20 protein-coding genes and 1 tRNA gene are annotated in these 17542 nt (G+C 73.4%); 8 read left to right on the top strand and 13 right to left on the bottom strand.

The features are described 5' to 3' along the window. The first annotated feature begins 19 nt into the window (after positions 1 to 19). A complete protein-coding gene (locus tag MPTA5024_RS32175; protein WP_036331431.1) occupies positions 20 to 1471 on the top strand; it encodes an aldehyde dehydrogenase family protein in 1452 nt (483 codons plus the stop codon). 48 nt (positions 1472 to 1519) lie between these two features. Here MPTA5024_RS32175 and MPTA5024_RS32170 read toward each other — a convergent pair whose 3' ends face one another. Both MPTA5024_RS32170 and MPTA5024_RS32165 read right to left on the bottom strand, forming a co-directional pair. Next, positions 1520 to 1912: a ChaB family protein gene (locus tag MPTA5024_RS32170; protein ID WP_036331430.1), complete on the bottom strand. Its 393-nt coding sequence runs from the start codon at positions 1910 to 1912 to the stop codon at positions 1520 to 1522. 40 nt (positions 1913 to 1952) lie between these two features. Further along, positions 1953 to 2210, bottom strand: a complete 258-nt coding sequence (locus tag MPTA5024_RS32165; protein ID WP_036331429.1) for a DUF6458 family protein — start codon at positions 2208 to 2210, stop codon at positions 1953 to 1955. 89 nt (positions 2211 to 2299) lie between these two features. On the opposite strand from MPTA5024_RS32165, the gene MPTA5024_RS32160 reads away from it, so the two are divergent. After that, positions 2300 to 2827 carry a shikimate kinase gene (locus tag MPTA5024_RS32160; RefSeq protein ID WP_232326735.1) on the top strand — a complete coding sequence of 176 codons (528 nt, stop codon included), beginning with the start codon at positions 2300 to 2302 and terminating at the stop codon, positions 2825 to 2827. Here the strand turns inward: MPTA5024_RS32160 and MPTA5024_RS32155 are convergent. From MPTA5024_RS32155 to MPTA5024_RS32145, 3 genes are all read right to left on the bottom strand, one after another. After that, positions 2807 to 3274 (bottom strand): ATP-binding protein, encoded by a 468-nt coding sequence (locus MPTA5024_RS32155; protein WP_198167522.1) that lies wholly within the window; start codon positions 3272 to 3274, stop codon positions 2807 to 2809. The genes MPTA5024_RS32160 and MPTA5024_RS32155 overlap by 21 nt on opposite strands. Positions 3275 to 3563: 289 nt before the next feature. Then, the gene (locus MPTA5024_RS32150; RefSeq protein WP_084370178.1) at positions 3564 to 4523 is read right to left on the bottom strand and encodes an aldose 1-epimerase family protein; all 960 of its coding nucleotides are present in this window, start codon (positions 4521 to 4523) and stop codon (positions 3564 to 3566) included. A 145-nt stretch (positions 4524 to 4668) separates the two neighbouring features. Beyond that, a complete protein-coding gene (locus MPTA5024_RS32145; RefSeq protein WP_036331426.1) occupies positions 4669 to 4905 on the bottom strand; it encodes a hypothetical protein in 237 nt (78 codons plus the stop codon). Positions 4906 to 5141: 236 nt separating this feature from the next. On the opposite strand from MPTA5024_RS32145, the gene MPTA5024_RS32140 reads away from it, so the two are divergent. The 5 genes from MPTA5024_RS32140 (at position 5142) to MPTA5024_RS32120 (ending at position 10300) form a co-directional block, all read left to right on the top strand. Next, the gene (locus tag MPTA5024_RS32140; protein WP_232326734.1) at positions 5142 to 6353 is read left to right on the top strand and encodes a glycosyltransferase; all 1212 of its coding nucleotides are present in this window, start codon (positions 5142 to 5144) and stop codon (positions 6351 to 6353) included. Beyond that, the gene (locus MPTA5024_RS32135) at positions 6347 to 7189 is read left to right on the top strand and encodes an SGNH/GDSL hydrolase family protein (RefSeq protein ID WP_051458924.1); all 843 of its coding nucleotides are present in this window, start codon (positions 6347 to 6349) and stop codon (positions 7187 to 7189) included. The genes MPTA5024_RS32140 and MPTA5024_RS32135 overlap by 7 nt, the downstream gene beginning before the upstream one ends. 60 nt (positions 7190 to 7249) lie before the next feature. Next, on the top strand, positions 7250 to 8404 hold the full coding sequence (locus tag MPTA5024_RS32130) for a glycosyltransferase family 4 protein (protein WP_036331424.1): 1155 nt from the start codon (positions 7250 to 7252) through the stop codon (positions 8402 to 8404). Positions 8405 to 8449: 45 nt separating this feature from the next. Next, on the top strand, positions 8450 to 9010 hold the full coding sequence (locus MPTA5024_RS32125) for a DoxX family protein (RefSeq protein WP_036332039.1): 561 nt from the start codon (positions 8450 to 8452) through the stop codon (positions 9008 to 9010). A gap of 114 nt (positions 9011 to 9124) precedes the next feature. Continuing rightward, positions 9125 to 10300, top strand: coding sequence for a cytochrome P450 (locus tag MPTA5024_RS32120; protein WP_036331422.1), 1176 nt, complete (start codon positions 9125 to 9127; stop codon positions 10298 to 10300). 56 nt (positions 10301 to 10356) lie between these two features. Here the strand turns inward: MPTA5024_RS32120 and MPTA5024_RS32115 are convergent, their stop codons facing one another. The 8 genes from MPTA5024_RS32115 to MPTA5024_RS32080 form a co-directional block, all read right to left on the bottom strand. After that, positions 10357 to 11214, bottom strand: a complete 858-nt coding sequence (locus MPTA5024_RS32115) for an MEDS domain-containing protein (RefSeq protein ID WP_198167521.1) — start codon at positions 11212 to 11214, stop codon at positions 10357 to 10359. A 221-nt stretch (positions 11215 to 11435) separates the two neighbouring features. Next, positions 11436 to 11509 (bottom strand) — tRNA-Lys (locus tag MPTA5024_RS32110). A gap of 65 nt (positions 11510 to 11574) precedes the next feature. Continuing rightward, entirely contained in the window at positions 11575 to 12195 is a 621-nt protein-coding gene (locus MPTA5024_RS44545; protein ID WP_198167520.1) for a hypothetical protein, read from the bottom strand. Positions 12196 to 13089: 894 nt separating this feature from the next. After that, on the bottom strand, positions 13090 to 13491 hold the full coding sequence (locus MPTA5024_RS32100; protein WP_036331420.1) for an OsmC family protein: 402 nt from the start codon (positions 13489 to 13491) through the stop codon (positions 13090 to 13092). A gap of 5 nt (positions 13492 to 13496) precedes the next feature. Then, a complete protein-coding gene (locus tag MPTA5024_RS32095) occupies positions 13497 to 14552 on the bottom strand; it encodes a HAMP domain-containing sensor histidine kinase (protein ID WP_051458923.1) in 1056 nt (351 codons plus the stop codon). Then, on the bottom strand, positions 14549 to 15262 hold the full coding sequence (locus MPTA5024_RS32090; RefSeq protein WP_232326732.1) for a response regulator transcription factor: 714 nt from the start codon (positions 15260 to 15262) through the stop codon (positions 14549 to 14551). Before MPTA5024_RS32090 ends, MPTA5024_RS32095 begins: the two co-directional genes overlap by 4 nt. 270 nt (positions 15263 to 15532) lie before the next feature. Continuing rightward, the gene (locus tag MPTA5024_RS32085) at positions 15533 to 15808 is read right to left on the bottom strand and encodes a hypothetical protein (protein ID WP_036331418.1); all 276 of its coding nucleotides are present in this window, start codon (positions 15806 to 15808) and stop codon (positions 15533 to 15535) included. A gap of 71 nt (positions 15809 to 15879) precedes the next feature. Continuing rightward, positions 15880 to 16881 (bottom strand): NADP-dependent oxidoreductase, encoded by a 1002-nt coding sequence (locus tag MPTA5024_RS32080; protein ID WP_036331417.1) that lies wholly within the window; start codon positions 16879 to 16881, stop codon positions 15880 to 15882. A gap of 153 nt (positions 16882 to 17034) precedes the next feature. Between MPTA5024_RS32080 and MPTA5024_RS32075 the strand changes: the two genes are divergently transcribed. Continuing rightward, entirely contained in the window at positions 17035 to 17406 is a 372-nt protein-coding gene (locus tag MPTA5024_RS32075; RefSeq protein ID WP_036331415.1) for a phage holin family protein, read from the top strand. The last annotated feature ends 136 nt before the right edge of the window (positions 17407 to 17542 follow it).

Raw genomic sequence — 17542 nt, 5'->3', positions numbered from 1 at the left:
GACCAGCTCAAGGAGAGACATGAGCGAGCGGCCCACCACTCTCTTCATCGGGGGCGCCTTCGAGCCCCCGTCCGGAGGCAAGACGATCGACGTCCTGGACAAGGCCACCGGCGAGACGCTCGCCACGGTGGACCTGGCCGGCGTGCCCGACGTGGACCGCGCGGTCGCCTCGGCCGCCGCGGCCCAGCCGGCCTGGGCGGCGGCCACGTACGCCGAGCGGGCGGCCGTCCTGCGGCGCGCCGCCGCGATCCTCGGGGACCGGTCGGGCGAGCTGCGCGAGCTCCTCGTGCGGGAGACCGGGTGCATCCCCGGCAAGGCCGACTACGAGATCGGCGCGGCGGCCGGCGAGCTCACCGAGGCGGCCGCGCTGGCCTCCCGGCCGGTCGGGGAGATCCTGCCGACCACGCATCCCGGGCGGCTGTCGGTCTCCGAGCGCGTCCCCCTCGGCGTCGTCGGGCTCATCACGCCGTGGAACTTCCCGCTCGTGCTCGGCATGCGCGTCGTCGCCCCGGCCCTCGCCCTCGGCAACACGGTGGTGCTCAAGCCGTCGCCGGAGACCCCGCTGTCCGGCGGCCTGACGTTCGCCGAGGTGTTCGCGGAGGCCGGCGCTCCCCCGGGCGTGCTCCAGGTCCTGCCCGGCGGCGCTGACGTGGGCGAGCGGATCGTGGAGCACCCTGACGTCGCGATGGTGCACTTCACCGGCTCCACCGCGGTGGGCCGGCGGATCGCGGCCACAGCGGGCGGCCTGCTCAAGAAGGCCTCCCTGGAGCTCGGGGGCAACAACGCGCTGATCGTGCTGGAGGACGCCGACCTGGACCGGGCCGCCATGATCGGCGCCTGGTCGAGCTTCCACTACCAGGGCCAGACGTGCATCACCGCGGGCCGCCACATCGTGGTCCGTGCCGTGGCCGACCGCTACGTGGCCGCGCTGGCCGCCAGGGCCGACGCCATCACGGTCGGGAACCCGCACACCGAGCCGGTCGGCCTCGGACCGATGATCAACGAGCGGCAGCGGCGGCGCGCCGAGGAGATGCTGGAGGAGGCCGTCGCGGCGGGAGCGCGGGTGGTCACCGGCGGGTCGGCCCGGCCGCCGTACCTGCGGCCGGCGGTCGTCACCGGCGTCACCCCCGGCATGCGGCTGTGGGACGAGGAGATCTTCGCGCCGATCGCGCCCGTCCTGGTGGTGGACGACGAGGAGGCCGCGGTCCGCGCGGCGAACGACACCGGGTACGGCCTGGTCAACGCCGTCGTCACCGCCGACACACACCGAGGTCTGCGGCTCGCGCGCCGGCTGCGGGGCGGCATGGCGCACGTCAACGACGCGACCCCCCAGGACGAGGCCCTGGCACCCTTCGGCGGCGTCGGCCAGTCGGGCCTGGGCGGCCGCTCGGGCGGCGAGGCGAACCTCGAGGAGTTCACCCAGCGCCGCTGGATCACCAGCACGGACGCACCCCTGCACTACCCGTACTGACCTCGTCCCCGTCCGGGCGGGCCCGCGCGGCCCGCCCGGACGGAAGGGTCAGCGGGCCTTGGCGGTGGCGCGGCGGTTAGCCTTCTTGATCGCGTCGACCAGTTCCTCCTTGGACATCTTCGAACGGCCCGGGACGCCGAGACGGGTGGCGACGTCGTAGAGGTGGCGCTTCGACGCGTTGGCGTCCACGCCTTCCGCCGTCCTGCCCGCCTTGGGCGTGCCCTTGGCCGCCTGCTCGTCCGAGGGGCCGCGCCTGCCCTTCTTCTCCCAGTGGTCGCCCACCTTCTCGAAGGAGTGCTTCAGCGCGGCGAACGCCGTCCGGTGCGCCCGCTCGCCCTCGCCGTACGTCTCCACGGCCGAGTCGTGGGCCTTGATCCACGTCTCCTGGGCGTCCTTGGGGGAGCGCTCCAGGGTGGACGGCAGCTCCTTGCGTCCTGGCATGATCGTGCCTCCCTCCTGCGAGGCCTCCTGCTGAGCGGGCTCAGATCGGGTCGTTGTAGCGCCGCTCCTCGTAGACGTGGCGGCGGGTCGTCGCCTCGTCTACCGGCACGGTCGTCGTCACGGCGGCGGCGCGGCGGGCCGTGGTCAGGCGCCAGATGCCGAACAGCAGCCCGGCGAGGCCTCCCACCATCAGGATTACCCCGATGACCTGGATGTCGAGCCCGGCGATGGCGAAGTCGACCGCCCAGGTGAGGATCGCACCGATCATGATGAGGATGATGCTTCCGGCGATGGTCATTGGCTAGTCCTCCTTCGCCTGTGCCTCTATCCCCTCCACGGATTCCAAACGTTCGCGTGCCCCCCTCTTGACCGGGCAGCATGGTGGACATGACGGACATTCCGGTAGTGGTGACGGGACTCATGGGCGCCGGGAAGAGCACGGTGGCCCACCTCCTGGCGGACGCGCTCGGCCGTCCGATGCGCGACAGCGACGCCGACCTGGAGGCCAGGTATGGCGCGACCGCCGCGCAAATGGCGGCCGACCTGGGCGCGGACGAACTGCACGCCAGGGAGTCCCAGGTGCTCCGGGAGGCGCTGGCGGCCCGTCCGGTTCCGGTGGTCGCCGCGGCCGCGAGCACGGTGGACGACCCGGCGGCCCGGGCGGCGCTGACCTCGGCGTTCGTGGTGTTCCTCGACGGCCCGCCCGAGGTGCTGGCCGAGCGGATGAAGTCGAGCCCGCACCGGCCGCATTTCCAGCCCGACCTGGTCAAGATGCTGGAGGAGCAGCGGGCGCGCAGGCTCGCGCACTTCCTGGAGGTGGCCGACGTGACGGTGGACAGCGGCGCCCGCACGCCGCAGGAGATCGCCGAGCAGGTGCTGGCCCGGCTGGGCGCGTCAGCCCACCGCGACGCGTGAGCGGGAGGGGACGACGGGCACGTGGCGCGGGACGTCCGCCCCGGCGATGAACCACACGGTCTTGCCGCCCCGGGCGTCCCGGGCGACCCCCCAGTCGTCGGCGAGCTCGTTCACGATCATCAGGCCGCGCCCGTCGGTGGAGTCCTCATCGGCCTCCCGGGGCCGCGGCACGCCCTCCCCCTGGTCGAAGACCTCGCCGTAGACCCAGGCGCCGTTGCTGCCGAGCCGCAGGGTGAACACCGTCCCGCCGTGGCGCACGACGTTGGCCGCCAGCTCGCTCACGATAAGGGAGCAGTCGTCCACGAGCTCGGGCACCCCCCACCTGTCCAGCTCGCGCCGCACGACGCCGCGGGCGACGCCGACACTCGCCCCCACGGCGGGCAGGAGGCACTCGGCGGTCCCGACGGGCATAGCGTCGAGCGGCGCCGATCCGAAGGGGAGAGTCACGCGCGCCTCCTCTGGGTCCAATGGGAGCGCTCCCACAGTCACCATACGGCACGTGTCGCGGCTGTGTGAATTCAAAGAAACAGGATTGTTTCCCGCCCAGTGCGCTTCCGTGACCTCACCGTCACCACGACCCGCGCCCCCGCCCCGTCCCGACGTGCGTCGGAGCAGCTCATCCGGGGCGAGGCCGGGACCGGGCCGGACCGGCCCCCGGCTCGCCCGGTCCCGGAGAGCAGATGAAAATAGCTGAAATCACGACGATCGCCTGTCACACCCGCCCCTCAAGGCGGTGTCACGAGAGAGCCCTGACCCCCCAGCGGTGGCTCACGTGGTCGCCGGGGGCGAGCCGGAGCAGGTTCTCCCCCGTCTCGAACGCGTTGGGCGGGCAGCTCATCGGCTCGACCGCGATGCCCGCCCGCCGGTACGGCTCGGGCAGCGGGTCTCCGGTGAAGACCTGGAGCCACTCGACGCCCTCGCCGCCCCACAGCTCGACGCCGTGGGAGCCGTCGCCCGCGCGCAGGACCACGCGGACCAGCCCGTCGGGGTCGCGGCGCAGCCGGGTGAACGGCGTGTCGAGCGGCAGGTCGCCGATGGGCCGCGCCCGCCGGAAGTCATACGGCGTGCCCTCGACGTCGCGGAGCCCGGTGGGGATCTTGCGGTCGTCCAGCTCGGCCCAGCCGGCGGCGGGCATCTCCAGGACGGCGTCGTCGACCAGGCCCTCGCCGAGGGTCAGGTACGGGTGGGCCCCGATCCCGTACGGCGCGGTGCCGGCGCCCACGTTGGTCGCGGTCACCTCGACCTCGAGGCCGCCCCGGCCGAGCGCGTACGTCGCCGTGAGGTCGAGCACGTGCGGGTATCCGAGCTGGGGGAACATCCGCACCCCGAACCGGATGGACGACGGCTCCTCCGCCAGCACGGTCCACGAGAGCAGCCGGGCGAACCCGTGCGCGGCGTTGCCCGTCCTGGGCTCGCTGATCGCGAGCTGCCGTTCCTCATCGTCGAAGATGTAGCGGCCGTCCCTGACGCGGTTGGGCCAGGGGATGAGGAGCTGGCCGGCCCCGCCCACGGGCGGCTGGTCCTCCGGGTAGTCCATGAGCAGCGGGCGGTCGCCGTACGTCAGGGCGCGGATGCCGGCGCCCACCTCGGTGAGCACGGCCCGGTAGCCCTCGGCCGCGATCGTGTACTGGGCGCCCGTCGGGGGGACGGTGACGGCGCCGGCCGGCGCGCCGTCGCCAACCACGGATTCGGTCACCCCCCGATCGTCTCACCCGTCCTGCCGGGCCGATCACCCCACCCGTGCGGCGGCCGCCGCTTCTTGGGCGTGTCAGGCGGTGCGTCGAGGTCGTGCCTCATGCGAAGGCGCCGCGCCCGGCGGGTGCGGCGCCGTTCCCCGCGGGTCAGCCAGAGATCACGTGGCTGGCGAGCCCGTCCTGCGCCATCAGCTGCGCGCGCAGCTCGTCCGCGTTCTCGCCGCTCGCGGTCATGATCAGGCCCCGGTCCATCTCGGCGCGGGACAGCGACCTCGTCAGCCGTGTCGCGTACCAGCGGCCGGCGTCGCTCCGCCAGATCGACCAGCGCCCGGCGTACTCGCTGCGCAGCTGACTCCAGGCAGCGTCCTCCGCTGAGAACCGCACTCGTCACCACCTCCAGGCTCGGGTGCCGGGAGACAAGGATGTGCTCATCCGGACACACTTGGTAGTGAGAAGCGGTCTCCCCCGTCCGGAGTCGGCGCCACCGCGCCCCCGATGAAGATCTTCCGCCGGCTGCGGTCACTTCACCGGTCCTTGATCCGGGCCGTCCCCACCTCATCCGGCCCATGCCGTGACCGGAAATGACACCGGTATTCGGAGAAGGTTAGGGATCAGGCCATTTGCGGTTATCTGTCCGGGTGGTCGGCCGGTCCACCATCGGCGCAGGCACCGACTCGACGCCGGGATGGATCATGCGGATCGTACGGCTGGCCAACTTCGTCGCCCCCCGCTCGGGCGGCCTGCGCACCGCTCTGGAGGAGCTGGGCGCCGGGTACGCCGCCGCCGGGCACGAGGTCGTCCTGGTGATCCCCGGCGAGCACCCGGGGCGGACCGAGACCCGGGCCGGACTTGTCGTCACCGTGCCCGGGCCACTCGTCCCCGGCACCGGCGGCTACCGCGTCATCACCGCCCGGCGGCCCCTGGCCCGGCTGCTCGACGACCTGGAGCCCGACCGCCTGGAGGTGTCGGACCGCGCGACGCTCCGGTGGACCGGCCGGTGGGCGCGCTCGCGCGGCGTCCGCTCGATGATGGTGTCCCACGAGAGCCTGGACGGCCTGCTGCGCGTGCTCGCGCCCCGCCGGATGCCCGTCCCCCTGTCGAGGCGCCTGGCCGACCGGCTCAACGCCGCGACGGCCCGGTCGTACGACGTGATCGCCTGTACGACGGAGTGGGCGGCGGCCGAGTTCCACCGGCTGGGCGTCCCCAACCTCGTGCGCGTCCCCCTCGGCGTCGACCTCGGCCGCTTCTCCCCCGTCCGCCGCGACCCCGGCCTGCGCGGATCGCTGGCCCGGCCCGGCGAGCGGCTCCTGGTGCACTGCGGCAGGCTCTCCCCGGAGAAGCGGCCCGAGCGGTCGGTCGAGGCGCTGCGCGAGCTGCGCCGCCGGGGCGTCCCGGCCGTCCTCGCCGTGGCCGGGGACGGCCCGCGGCGGCCGGCCCTTGAGGCGCTCGCGGACGGGCTCCCGGTGCGGTTCCTCGGCCACATCGCCGACCGGGACCGGGTGGCCCGGCTGCTCGCCACCGCCGACGTGGCCGTGGCCCCCGGACCCATCGAGACGTTCGGCCTGGCCGCGCTGGAGGCCCTGGCCTGCGGGACGCCGGTCACCGTGGCGGCCGAGAGCGCGCTCCCGGAGGTCGTCGGCGACGCGGGCCTCACGGCGTCCGGCGACCCCACCGCGTACGCCGACGCGATCGAGCGCCTGCTGGCCCGGGACGAGGCGGACCGGCGGGCCGCGGCCCGCCGCCAAGCCGAGCGGTTCGGCTGGCCCGCGTCCGTGGACGGGTTCCTGCGCGCGCACGCACTCCCCAGGCTGATCGGAGATCGACGGTGGTGACGACCCGACTGGTGGCCCTCGGCGACTCGGTGACCGAGGGGCTCGGCGACCCGCTGCCGGGCGGCGGCTGGCGGGGCTACGCCGCGCTGCTGGCCGAGGCGCTCGGCCCGCGCGAGGAGGTGCTGTTCGGCAACCTCGCCCGCAGCGGCGCGACCTCCCGCGACCTGGCCGCCGCCCAGTTGCCCCGCGCACTGTCCCTGCGGCCCACGCTGGCCACGGTGCTGGCCGGGGTGAACGACACCCTCCGCGGCGACTTCTCGCTGCCCGCCATCGCGGCCGACCTGGACGCCGTCGTGGCCGGGCTGCGCGGCGGCGGCGCGACCGTGCTCACCGCCCGCCTCCCCGACCCCGGCCTGATGCTCGGCGTGCCGGACCTGGTCCGCCGCCCGCTCACCCGCCGCGTACGGGGGATCAACGCGATCCTCGACCGCCTCGCCGAGCGGTACGGCACCGTCCACGTCGACCTGGCCGCGCACCCCGCGCTGTACGAGCGCCGGATGTGGGGCGTCGACCGGCTGCACCCGAGCGAGCGCGGCCACCGGTTGCTGGCCCGCCTGTTCGCCGGCGAGCTCGCGGCGCACGGGATCGCGGTGCGGGCTCTGCCCGACCGGGAGCCGTCCGGCCCCGTCCCCTCGGCCTGGGACGGCGTCCGCTGGATGGCGGTCGAGGGCACCGGCTGGGTGGTGCGCCGCTCGCGCGACTTCCTGCCCAGGCTCGGCGCGCTCGTCCTCGCCGAGGCGTGGCACGCCGCCCGCGGCCGCACCGCCCTGCTCGACGAGCGCTCGGCGGCGGAGCTGGACCCGGTGCTGCGCCGCATCCGCCCGACCCCTGTCTGACCGCTGTCCCGACCGCCGTCCCGGCCGGACGGCGGCCGGCCCAGAGACGGAGATCACGCCATGAGAGTCGCCATCGTCGCCGAGTCGTTCCTCCCCCAGGTCAACGGCGTGACGAACTCCGTCTGCCGCGTCCTCGACCACCTGGCCGCCGAGGGCCACGAAGCCATGGTCATCGCGCCGTCGCGGGGGCCGGCCGGCTACGCCGGGTTCCCGGTGCACGCCACCCCGGCGTTCCGGCTGCCGTTCTACCGGTCGTTCCGGGTCGGCCTGCCCAGCAGGAGGATCACCTCGCTCCTTGCGGACTTCAAGCCCGACGTCGTCCACCTCGCCTCCCCCACGGTGGTGGGCGCCTCCGGGGTGGCCGGCGCCGCGCGGCTCGGCGTCCCGGCGGTCGCGGTGTTCCAGACCGACCTGGCCGGTTTCGCCCGGCAGTACGGCCTGCGCGGCGCGGACCCGGCGATCTGGGCGTGGCTGCGGCACATCCACGTCCGGGCGGCCCGCACGCTCGCGCCGTCCACCGCGACGATGGCCGAACTGGAGGCGCACGGCGTGCCGCGGCTGCGGCTGTGGGGGCGCGGCGTGGACCTCGACCGCTTCAACCCCGCCCACCGCGACGAGAGGCTGCGCCGCGAGCTGGCCCCCGGCGGAGAGGTGATCGTCGGGTACGTCGGCCGGCTGGCCGCCGACAAGCGCGTCCACCTGCTCGCCGAACTGGCCGGCCTGCCGGGCGTGCGGCTGGTGGTGGTCGGGGACGGTCCCGCCGCGCCCGGGCTGCGCCGCCGCCTGCCCGGCGCCGTCTTCTGCGGGCTGCGCACCGGGGCCGAGCTGTCCCGGACCCTCGCGTCGTTCGACGTGTTCGTGCACACCGGGGCGAACGAGACGTACTGCCAGGCCGTGCAGGAGGCGCTGGCGGCGGGCGTCCCCGTGGTCGCGGCGGCCGCCGGAGGCCCCCTCGACCTCGTGCGGCCCGGCGGCAACGGCCTGCTCTACCCGCCGGACGCGCCGGCGCTCATGCGGGAGGCCGTGAGACGGCTGGTCTCCGACCCGGCCGCGCGCGCCCGGATGGGCGAGGAGGCCCGGCGCTCGGTGCTCTCCCGCACGTGGACCTCCCTGTGCGAACGGCTCGTCGAGCACTACGAGGCCGTCCTCGGCGAGGGCGAGGCCGCGTGGACGGCCTCTGCTCCCGACCCGTCGGCGGCCCCGGCGGGCGCCTGACGGAATCGGACGAGTCAGGTGGACGTCTCCGGGAAGGAGGCGTTCATGGCTGACATCGGCAGACACGACATCGGACTGCTGGCGCTGCGGCTGGGCGTCGGCGGCGTGCTGTTCGCCCACGGCGCGCAGAAGCTGTTCGGCTGGTTCGGCGGGGGCGGGATGACCGGCACCACCGCGATGATGGAGAAGTCCGGCTTCACGCCGGCCCGGCACAGCGCGCTGGCCTCCGGGCTCGGCGAGGCCGGAGGGGGTGGCCTGCTCGCCCTCGGCCTGGCCACGCCGGCCGCCGGCGCCGCCGCCGCGGCGGCGATGACCGCGGCCGCCTCCGTGCACGTGCCCAACGGGTTCTTCTCGACGCAGGGCGGGCTGGAGTTCCCCGCGCTGCTCGGGGTCGCCTCGGCCGCGCTGGCGGTGGCCGGCCCCGGACGGCTCTCGGTGGACCACCTGCTCGGCGACCGGCTCAACCGGCTGTGGATGGTCCCCGTCGGGTTCGCCGTGGCCGCCGCCGCGGCGACCGTCGTGATCGGACGGCGGACCCGGCGGATGAGGCCCTCCGAGGAGACGACCCCTCAACCGGAGCCCGTGAGCCTGGATCAGGGCGGCTAAGCACCTGTTCCGGAGATGGGGAAGCCCCTTCTAAGACATGGTTTCGCTACTTGTCCAGGGACGGGCCGGATGAGAGCTTCGAGAGGTTGACGCCTCTTGAAGGGATCTCTTGACATGTCCGGACTCCCTCAGTTGCCGTTCGAGCGGATGGACGCGCTGGACGTCTCCCCCGGCTTCGCCGACCTGCGCGCGAAGTGCCCGGTCACCAAGGTCCTGACGGAGACCGGTGACGAGGCGTGGCTCGTGACGGGGTACGACGAGGTCAGGGAGGTCTTCGCGGACGAGCGGTTCGGCCGGTCGCACCCGGTCCCGGATTCGGCCCCCCGGCTGTCGCGGAACGCGTTGATCGGCGGCCCGAACGGCGACCACGCGACCGAGCGGGCCGTGCACGGCCGGATGCGCCGCCTGCTCGCGCCCGCGTTCTCGGCGCGGAGGATGCAGAGCCTGTCGGGCCGGGTTCAGACGCTCGTGGACGGCCTCCTGGACGACCTTGCCGACCAGGGGCCACCCGCCGACCTGCACGAACGGCTGTCGGTGCCGCTGCCGATCCAGGTGATCTGCGAGCTGCTGGGCGTGCCGTTCGAGGACAGGGACAGGTTCCGGGCCATCGCGGAGGACATGACCGATCTCACCGACCTGGCCCGCTCCGCCGCCGCCCGGGACGCGATGGGCGAGTACACGTACGCCATCGTGCGGGCCAAGCGGGAGCACCCCGGCGAGGACGTGTACTCCGACCTGGCCACGGCCGACCTGCCCGAGTCCGAGATCGCCCGGATCGCCGGCGGCCTGCTGTTCGCCGGCCACGAGACGACCGTGAACCAGATCGACTACGGCGTGCTGCTCCTCCTGCGCCACCACGACCAGCGGGAGGCCCTGATCCGCGACCCGTCGCGGGCCGCCGACGCGGTCGAGGAGATCATGCGCTTCGCGGTGCCGAGCGAGCACGGGCTCGTCCGGTACGCCCACGAGGACGCCGAGATCGCGGGCGTCCCGATCCGGGCGGGCGAGTTGATCATGTTGTCCACGCCGGCGGCCAACCGGGACGAGCGGGTCTTCGCCGACCCCGACCGTTTCGACATCTCCCGCGACCTCGCCATCCCGCACGTCGGGTTCGGCTACGCCATGCGCTACTGCCTGGGCGCGAGCCTCGCGCGGGTGGAACTGCGGGCCGTGTTCGGCTCGCTGTTCCAGCGCTTCCCCGGTCTGCGGCTGGCCGTGCCGTACGAGGACCTGCGGCCGCGGGCCGACCGCCTGACGGGCGGGTTCCGGGAGCTGCCGGTCACCTGGTGACGCGAGGCGCACCGGCGGACCGGTCTTGAAGGGGGCGGCGGGGTTCGGGGTTGGTGTCAGCCGTCGTGGCGGAGGCCGGCCCCGGGGATCCAGCCGCCGCCGAGCAGGGTCAGCAGGCGGGCGACGCAGGAGGGGCAGCCGGCGATCCGCATCCCGTTCGGCAGAACGCGCGCGGTCCGGATCAGCAGCCGCGCCACCGCGGCGTCGGCGAAGCGCAGTTCGGTGAGGTCTAGGGTCAGGGGCTCGTCCGTGAGGGGCAGGTCGCCGGCGAGGCTCGCCAGGGTGGCGGCGAGCGCGTGGCTGTTGGAGGCGTCCGCCTCGCCGATGAGCCTCAGTCCCGGCGGCCGGGAGGTGCGGCGCATCCGCAGGAGCGGCGCCCAGTCCGCGTCGTCCGCCGGCTCCAGGGTGGAGGGGTGGACGGCGGCGATGGCGTCCAGCTCCTCCTCCGGGAAGATCCGCCGGTCGTACAGGCACAGGGCGAGCGCGTCGTCCCGGGAGAAGAACCGGGTGGCCTCGCGCTCGTACCGCAGCAGCCGCTCCGCCACCGCACCCTCGCCGGCCGCCCACGCCATGTCGCCCATCTCCCACAGCCCGGCGTAGCCGCCCTCCCGGGCGCGCGCGATCTCCCGCTCCCACCCCGCGACCGCCGTCCCGAGGTCGAAGCCGTCCGACGTCAGGTAGCCGTCCCCGGCGCGGGCCACCTCCAGCTGGCCGCGGTCGCACAGGACCCGCCCGTCCACGCCCCGGGAGGCCAGCTCCTCGAGCACGGCGCCGGGCGACCGCACGGCGAAGTAGACCACCTTGTGGCCGCGCCTCACTCCACCCCTGACGAACCCGGCGACGGTCTCGGCCCGCTGGTCCTCCTCGCCGTAGACCCGGCAGACATGGTCGCCCGGGCTCAGTCGATCGAGCACGGATGCGTCCATGACGGTCCCCCTCACCACGGCCACGCCGGGGCTCAAGCCCCGCCCGCCGTGTACGGCCATCCTCCTCGACTATAGGCATGGCCGGGGACGAGGACGGGTGGCGCCTGCACGATCTCCTCGGCGTCCGAACGCGCACCGCCGCGGATCCGCCGACGACGACGGCAAAGGAAAAGCCCCGGGTCTTCCGTGGAAGACCCGGGGCCTGTCAGTGCGCCGCCAGGGACTCGAACCCCGGACCCGCTGATTAAGAGTCAGCTGCTCTAACCAACTGAGCTAGCGGCGCTTGCGACGTGCGTAACCTTAGCAGTCCCGGGGACGGTCCGCACATCGACGAACGGGGGTTGTGGATCAGCCCTTCCAGGCGCCGGAGGAGAAGGGGAGCGGCTCGCCGCGGGTGCCGGGCCCGTCGCCCCACTTGGTGACGATGTAGTCGACCTGGATGTGGCCGTCGTCGCCGTTCACGGTCAGCGTGTCGTCGTTCCAGGCGTTGCCGGTCAGCTGGGCGAAGGTCTTGCCGTCGATGTCCAGCATGACGCCGTCGTCCGACGGGACGCCCGGGCCGCGGTCGCCGATGAAGAACTTGGCGCTCTTGCCGTTGTAGAAGATGTAGCCCTCGGTGCCGAGCGGCCAGCTCGGGCTCGCGAACAGTCCCTTCTGCATGGGCTTGCCGATCGCCGGCAGGCCCGTGTCGCCCTCGCGGCCGGAGCAGTCGTCCCAGAAATAGGAGCCCTTGGTGCTGCCGCGCAGGAGCACCCGCTCGTTGACGGGGAGCACAGCCTCGGGGAGGGCGGCCGCGGACAGAGCCGTGGCGGACAGGGCGGCGGACACCGTGGTGACGGCCTGGTTGACCGGCTTCTCGACCGGGGCGGGAGCGGCGGCGACGAGCGAGCCGCCCACGACGACGGCGCCCGCACACATGGCCACGCACGCGACGCTTCGGTTGTGGCGCAGGTCAAACAGTGTCTTCATCAAGAGAGGGGATCTTTCGTGAGACGACAGGGGCTGGCCTTGTAGCAAGGGGCCTGCAGGGTCACGGCAGTCCGCTGAGAGGGACCACGGGCCGGGCGGATGTGTCGGTGATCACCCGGCGTCGTGCGCTCTGGCGCTGGCTATGGCGACCGGCCGGAAGGCCGTCGTGAGTCAGACGTGTGATCCGTACCGGGACGCGGAGCTCGTGGTGGGGTCTCCCACAGCGATCTCCTCTCCCGGCCAATCCAGCCACCGGTCGGCGGCGAAAGCGACACTACCGGACAAGTCAGGACGGGGCAAAGTAAAACTCACAAAACGCCCAGAAGATCTACCCGGTTAGGCCAAGCCCGACTGCGAACGCCAAGCCCCTCCCACGAAAGCCCTCGCCGTCCCGCCGGGCCGCCGCACGCCCCGCGCGGCAGGCGCCGGCAAAATACCCAACCCGTACGGCAAGCCGGGGCGGCCACATTCAAGAAGGGCGCCCCCGACACCACGCCGAGGCAAAAGAACAGACAGAAAAGCGCCGCCACGGGATCACCGTGACGGCGCTTTTCCTTCACCAAACGAGGGTCAATGCGGGGGCCGGCCGTGATCGCGGACGGGCGGCCCGAGAGCACGTCGGGCGGGCCCCGACGCGGGAGGATCCGGGGACGAAAATGCCGGAGCCGGGCAGTCCCCCAACTGCCCGGCTCCGGATCGAAGCGGTTCCGCCAGGAATGCCCTCCCCAAAGGCACCGGCGGGTCCCCCGCTTTCCGGACGCGGTTCCCCCATCCGCGTCCTTTTTCAATAAAGTCCGTGTGGCGTCCTCATCTGGAGGACTTGCTTCAACAGTACAAGCGCGGTTGTCATGAAGTCGTAAGACGGAGGTGGATTTTCGTCCTACATCCGGGCCGTCATGCCTGGGGCGCGCTAGGAGGCAGCTCCAGCCGGACCTCCGTGCCCGCGGCCAGCGACCTGCTGACCGTGCAGTGGCGCTCGTGGACCCGCTCGGCGACGGCCTCGAACACCTCCCGCGACTCCTCCGACGGCAGCTCCACGTCGTAGGTCACGGTGACCGACCGCAGCAGCGTGGGGGCGGCCTTCTCGGCGGTCACGTCGACGGCCAGCCCCACCAGCCGGTGGCCGCGCTGGGCCGTCAGCGGCTCGACGGTCATGATGTTGCATCCGCCGACGGCCGCGAGCAGCAGTTCGAGCGGGCTGAACAGCCCGTCACCCGTCCCCATGACGATCTCGCCGCCCCGGTCGTTGCGGGCGACGAAACCGTCCTCGGTCCGCTCGACGTGTACAGAGCCCATGTCCGTCACCCTACTGGCAGCGCCAGCCGGACGAGCGTGCCGCCGCCGGGGGCCGGGGCGGCCGAGACGCTGCCGCCGTGGCTGTCCACCACCTGGCCCACGATCGCGAGCCCGAGGCCGGAGCCGGGCAGCGACCGAGCGGCCGGGGCCCGGTAGAACCGGTCGAACACATGGGGGAGGTCCTCCGGCGCGATCCCCGGGCCGTGGTCCCGCACGGTCAGCACGCCGCCCCGCAGCGACACCTCGACCCGGCCGGCCGGGGGGCTGTACTTGGCGGCGTTGTCGAGCAGGTTGGCCACGGCCCGCGCCAGCCTTTCCGGCACGCCGCGGACCACGGACGGCTCGACGGACACCGTGTAGGAGGTCGCGGGCCAGTGCCGCGCGGCCCGGGCCACCTCCCGCCGCACCAGCTCGTCGAGCCGTACGGTCTCCACCAGCGCCGCGGGCTCCTCGTCCCGGGCGAGCTCGACCACGTCGGAGACGAGCGCAGTGAGCTCCTCCAGCCCGCTCACGACCGCCCGGCTCACGTCGTCGCGGTCCTCCGGCGGCAGCTCCCCCCGGATGAGGAGCTCCACGTTGGTCCGTACGGCGGTCAGGGGTGTGCGCAGCTCGTGGGACGCGTCGGCGACCAGGCGTTTCTGCGCCTTGGCCGAGCGTTCGAGGGCGTCGAGCATGGTGTTGAAGCTGCGGGCGAGGCTCGCCAGCTCGTCGTCCCCCGTCACCTGGATACGGGTGGTGAGGTCGCGGGTGGTGGCGACCCGCCTGGCCGCGTCCCGGAAGTGGTTGACCGGCCGGAGGGCGGCCCGCGCGGCCAGCCAGCCGAGGGCGCCGGACAGCACCAGGCCGCCGAGGGCGACCGCGAAGAACGGCCAGCCGAGGTCGTCCACGTCGGCGAGCCCGGCGAGCACCCCGGCCGGGGGCCGGTCCGGATAGCCGTCGAACCGCCCGAGGGCGCTCTCGACCCTCCGGCAGGTGATCAGGTAGGCCGCGACGATGACCACGATCACGCTCACCGCGGCGGCGAGCGCGGAGGCCAGGGCGAGCCGCCAGCGGAGCTTCACCGCGCCTCCCCCGGCCCGTCGCCGCCGTCGGCGAGGTCCGGGTCCCGCAGGCAGTACCCCAGGCCGTGCACCGTGTGGATCAGCCGGGGCTCTCCACCGGCCTCCGTCTTCTTGCGGAGGTAGCGGATGTAGACCTCAAGGGGGTTCGACCCGGGCCGGAAGGCGTAGCCCCAGATCCGCTCCAGGATGACCTGCCGGGTGAGGACCTGGCCGCCGTTGCGGATGAGCAGGTCGAGCAGGGCGTACTCGGTCCTCGTCAGGTCGATGAGCCGGGAGCCGCGCCTCGCCTGCCTGTTGTCGGGCAGCAGCACGAGGTCGGCGAAGCCCTCGCCGGGGGGCGGGGCCGTGCGGCGCAGCAGCGCCCGCACCCGGGCGAACAGCTCCTCCAGCGCGAACGGCTTGATCAGGTAGTCGTCGGCCCCGGCGTCGAGCCCGGCCACCCGGTCGCCCACGCCGTCGAGGGCGGTGAGCATGAGCACGGGCAGCCGGTGGCCGTCGCCGCGCAGCGCCCGGCACACCTCAAGGCCGTCCATCTGGGGCATGAGCACGTCGAGGACCACGAGGTCGGGAGGGCCGGCGCCGATGGCGTCCAGCGCGGACGGGCCGTCGCCGGCCGTCGCCACGCCGTAGCCCTCGACTCGCAGCGCCCGCGCCACCGCGTCGCGCACCTCGGGCTCGTCGTCGACGACCAGCACACGTGTCTTGACCACAGCGACATCCTGACCAGGCGACATGAGAAGGGGCTGAAGAAACCGCCCTGGCAGGCTACTCGCTCATATTCGTCTCACGACCGCCGGCGACCGGGGCGACGCCGGGGCCGCACTCCCCGCGAAGACCCACGGCGTACCGCTCAAGACCCAGGGGCCGCACTCCCGCGAAGACCCACGGCGTACCGCTCAGGACCCGGGGCCGCACTCCCCGCGAGGACCCACGGCGTACCGCCGCGGCCCCGCCGGGCGCGGGCCGCGGCGGGACGGCGATCACGCGTCGGGGTGTTTGGACAGGTACTCGACGTAGACGGGCCGCAGCGCGTCGCCCAGCTCGCCCTCACCCGCGGCCATGGCGTCGCTGAGCAGCGCCGACACACGGCTGAGGTCGTTGGCCGTCTCCTCGCTGTTGCCGCTGGCGGCCTCGGCCGCGGGGATCACCTTCAGCAGGTCCCACAGGAAGCCGAAGTCGCCATGCCGCACGGCGTACCGGACCGCTCGGTCATGCAGCTCCTTCGCCGGCAGCGACTCGAGCTCTTCCACGTCCATTCAGCCTCACCCCCAAGAGGGGTGATTTCCCCCAAGTTTGCCGCTTATACCCGCAAGTAAGAATATGCAGGTCAGAGGCGCACGATCATTTTGCCGACGTTCTCGCCGCGCAGCATGCCGATGAACGCGGCCGGGGCGTTGTCCAGCCCGTCGGCCACGGTCTCCTGGTACACGATCCGTCCCTCGCGCAGCCAGGCGCCCACCTCGTCGACCATCGCCGGCATGCGCGAGAAGTGGTCGCCGACGATGAAGCCGCGGAGCGTGAGCCGCCTGCCGATCGCGAGGGACAGGTTGCGCGGTCCCGGCTGGGGGTCGGCACGGTTGTAGACCGCGATGGCGCCGCACAGGGCCACCCGGCCGTGCGGGCGGAGGGCGCCGATCGCGGCCTCCAGGTGGTCGGCGCCCACGTTGTCGAAGTAGACGTCGATGCCGTCCGGCGCGGCCGCCGCGAGCTGCTCGGCCACCGGCGCGTCACGGTAGTTGAACGCGGCGTCGAAGCCGAGCCGCTCGGTGAGGAACGCGACCTTCGCGGCCGACCCGGCGCTGCCGATCACCCGGGAGGCGCCCTTGAGGCGGGCGATCTGGCCCACGAGGCTCCCGACGGCCCCGGCCGCCCCGGAGACGAACACCGCGTCGCCCTCCTTGAAGCCGGCGACGTCGAGCAGACCGGCGTACGCCGTGAGGCCGGGCATGCCCAGCACTCCGAGGTACGCCGAGGGCGACACCCCCGGGACGTCGGGGACCTTCCGCACGGCCCGGGCGTCGAGCAGGGCGTGCTCCCGCCAGCCGTGGTTGTGCAGGACCACATCCCCCTTGGCCAGTCCGGGGGCGCGGCTGTCGACCACCTCGCCGACCGCTCCCCCCTCGATCGGCTCGCCGAGCCGGTACGGCGGCACGTACGACTCGACGTCGTTCATCCGCCCCCGCATGTACGGGTCGACGGACATGAACAGGTTCCGCACGAGCACCTGGCCCTCGGCCGGCTCGGGAAGATCGGTCTCGGCGAGGTCGAAGTCGGCGGGCTCCGGCCACCCCTTCGGCCGGGACGCGAGGCGGATCTCGCGGGTTCTCATGGCGTCTCCTGTCCGGCGGCGACGGTTGTCGGGCGCGTCCATCCGACCACAGCGCGCACGCGCGCGCTCCCGGGGGGTGCGGGCCCGGCGTCCGGAGCGTACTTTCCGCACGTGGCCCGCGCGTTCTTTGCCGCGCCATGGAAGGATCTTTTCGTGAAGGTCATACTCAAGATCATCGTCGTCGCGGCGGCCCTGTGGGCGTCAACGAAGCTGGTGCACGGGATCAGCGTCTCCGCCGACACGACCGCCAAGCAGATCGGCACGCTCCTCGCCGTCGCGCTGATCTTCGGCATCGTCAACGCGGTCCTCAAGCCGATCATCAAAACCGTGGGCTGCGCGTTCTACGTGCTGACGCTGGGCCTGTTCGCGCTGGTCGTGAACGCCGCGCTGCTCCTGTTCACGAGCTGGCTGGCCGGTCAGCTCGACCTGCCCTTCCACGTCAGCGGCTTCATGGCGGCGTTCTGGGGCGCCATCGTCGTCGGCGTGATCAGCTGGATCCTCAACATGATCCTCGGCGACGACTGAGCCGGCTCGCCTGGACGTGAGCCGCCCGCCGCCGCGCGGAAGGCTCGGCGGCACAGGGCGGGGTGACGCCCGGCCCGGAGGCGGGCTCGGGGAGGCGCCCGGCCGGCGGGCCGGCCACCTCCCCGCGCGCCGGCCT

It is taken from the genome of Microbispora sp. ATCC PTA-5024 (genome assembly GCF_000511135.2).
GTDB classification, from domain to species: Bacteria; Actinomycetota; Actinomycetes; order Streptosporangiales; family Streptosporangiaceae; genus Microbispora; species Microbispora corallina.
Note: the sequence above shows the minus strand (reverse complement) of the source record. Positions and strands in the feature narration are given on the sequence as shown.

Excerpts from the sequence above, each read along its gene's own strand:
- MPTA5024_RS32175 (WP_036331431.1), top strand. The coding sequence starts at position 20 with ATGAGCGAGCGGCCCACCACTCTCTTCATCGGGGGCGCCTTCGAGCCC.
- MPTA5024_RS32170 (WP_036331430.1), bottom strand. The coding sequence starts at position 1,912 with ATGCCAGGACGCAAGGAGCTGCCGTCCACCCTGGAGCGCTCCCCCAAG.
- MPTA5024_RS32165 (WP_036331429.1), bottom strand. The coding sequence starts at position 2,210 with ATGACCATCGCCGGAAGCATCATCCTCATCATGATCGGTGCGATCCTC.
- MPTA5024_RS32160 (WP_232326735.1), top strand. The coding sequence starts at position 2,300 with ATGACGGACATTCCGGTAGTGGTGACGGGACTCATGGGCGCCGGGAAG.
- MPTA5024_RS32130 (WP_036331424.1), top strand. The coding sequence starts at position 7,250 with ATGAGAGTCGCCATCGTCGCCGAGTCGTTCCTCCCCCAGGTCAACGGC.
- MPTA5024_RS32125 (WP_036332039.1), top strand. The coding sequence starts at position 8,450 with ATGGCTGACATCGGCAGACACGACATCGGACTGCTGGCGCTGCGGCTG.
- MPTA5024_RS32120 (WP_036331422.1), top strand. The coding sequence starts at position 9,125 with ATGTCCGGACTCCCTCAGTTGCCGTTCGAGCGGATGGACGCGCTGGAC.
- MPTA5024_RS44545 (WP_198167520.1), bottom strand. The coding sequence starts at position 12,195 with ATGAAGACACTGTTTGACCTGCGCCACAACCGAAGCGTCGCGTGCGTG.
- MPTA5024_RS32100 (WP_036331420.1), bottom strand. The coding sequence starts at position 13,491 with ATGGGCTCTGTACACGTCGAGCGGACCGAGGACGGTTTCGTCGCCCGC.
- MPTA5024_RS32085 (WP_036331418.1), bottom strand. The coding sequence starts at position 15,808 with ATGGACGTGGAAGAGCTCGAGTCGCTGCCGGCGAAGGAGCTGCATGAC.
- MPTA5024_RS32080 (WP_036331417.1), bottom strand. The coding sequence starts at position 16,881 with ATGAGAACCCGCGAGATCCGCCTCGCGTCCCGGCCGAAGGGGTGGCCG.